Source organism: Ilumatobacter sp., assembly GCF_049588435.1.
Lineage (GTDB): Bacteria > Actinomycetota > Acidimicrobiia > Acidimicrobiales > Ilumatobacteraceae > Ilumatobacter_A.
In genome coordinates this window covers 1-1,606 of sequence record NZ_JBAVYV010000498.1, presented here as the reverse complement: position 1 = coordinate 1,606, position 1,606 = coordinate 1, and the positions used below count along the sequence as shown (strand labels likewise).

Genomic DNA, 1,606 nt, shown 5'->3' with positions numbered 1-1,606 from the left:
GTTCTGGGCCGCGATCGCGAAGGGCCTGTTGCCCGAGGAAGCCTCGGCGGTCGCCGGAGTGGCCCAGGCCGTCGGGGGACGTTGGTTCCGCAACGCTGGGGGCATGGCCCCGTTCGATATTCACGCGCAGCCGACTGGCCGCTACCTGTGCTTTGCCGAGCGCGAGGAAATCTCTCTGCTGCGCGCCCAGGGCAAGGGAGTTCGCGAGATTGCCCGCGCTGTTGGCCGGAACCCAGGAACGATCTCGCGCGAGTTGCGTCGCAATGCAGCGACGCGCAGCGGCACGAGCGAGTATCGGGCATCGGTGGCGCAGTGGAAGGCCGACCTGGCGGCACGACGTCCGAAGGTCTCCAAGCTCGTCGAGAACGAGCGGCTTCGGCACTACGTCGAAGAGCGTCTCGCTGGGCAGATCAGCGGACCGGACGGCGCCACGATCGAGGGGCCACCGCCGCCGAGATGGACGGGGATGAACAAGCCTCACCGCAAGCACCGGGCGTGGACGCGAGCATGGAGCCCGGAACAGATCGCGAATCGGATCAAGATCGACTTCCCCGAAGATGAGTCCATGCGGATCAGTCACGAGGCCATCTATCAGGCGCTTTACATCGAAGGCCGTGGCGCATTGAAGCGGGAGCTGGTTTGGTGTCTGCGGACCGGGCGAGCGTTGCGTGCTCCGCGGGAGCGGTCGCGTCGCAAGACGTGGGCTCATGTGACGCCGGAGACCTTGCTGAGCGAACGGCCCGCCGAGGTCGAGGACCGGGCTGTCCCGGGCCATTGGGAAGGCGACCTCATCATCGGCCTCGAACGCTCCGCGATCGGCACCGTCGTTGAGCGAACGACCCGGTTTACGATCCTCGTCCACCTCCCGCGAGAGCCCGGTTACCGGCACAAGAACACTCCCAAGAACGGGCCCGCTCTCGCCGGCTACGGCGCCATCACGATGAAGAACGCACTCGCCGACTCGATGAGCACGCTGCCCGAACAGCTGCGCCGTTCGTTGACGTGGGACCGAGGCAAGGAGCTCTCCGCTCACGCCCAGTTCACCGTCGAGACCAACATCCCGGTCTTCTTCGCTGACCCCAAATCGCCATGGCAACGCGGCACGAACGAGAACACCAACGGTCTGCTGCGCCAATACTTCCCGAAGGGCACCGACCTCACGGAATGGACCGCTGCAGACATCGCAGCCGTCGCCCATGCGATCAACACCCGGCCCCGCAAGGTCCTCGGCTGGAAGACACCCGCCGAGGCACTCGATGAGCACCTACGCTCTGCCCCTCAAGCTGGTGTTGCAACGACCGGTTGAACCTGGACAATTCACGTCAGTTCGTTTCACCGAGCGCCTCGACGAGATCGGCGCCCGACCGTCGATCGGCACTGTCGCGGACAGCTACGACAATGCTCTCGCCGAGAGCGTGAATGGGCTCTACAAGACCGAGTGTGTCCACGGACCCGACGCGCCACGAAGTTGGGACGACGTCGACCAACTCGAGCTGGAAACGTTGAGCTGGGTGCACTGGTTCAACGAGGACCGGCTCCACTCGCACTGTCGAGACGTGCCACCAGCAGAATTCGAATCAGCGTTCTACGCTGACCAACAGACCGC

At 64.9% G+C, this 1,606-nt stretch carries 1 protein-coding gene and 1 pseudogene; both read left to right on the top strand.

From position 1 onward, the window contains the following. Positions 1–1,306, top strand: a 1,306-nt coding sequence (locus tag WBV89_RS18665; protein WP_423982835.1) for an IS30 family transposase, incomplete at its 5' end; no start/stop codon positions are given. Positions 1,307–1,313: 7 nt separating this feature from the next. Continuing rightward, positions 1,314–1,606 (top strand): annotated as a pseudogene (locus WBV89_RS18660) (integrase core domain-containing protein); the annotation flags it as partial.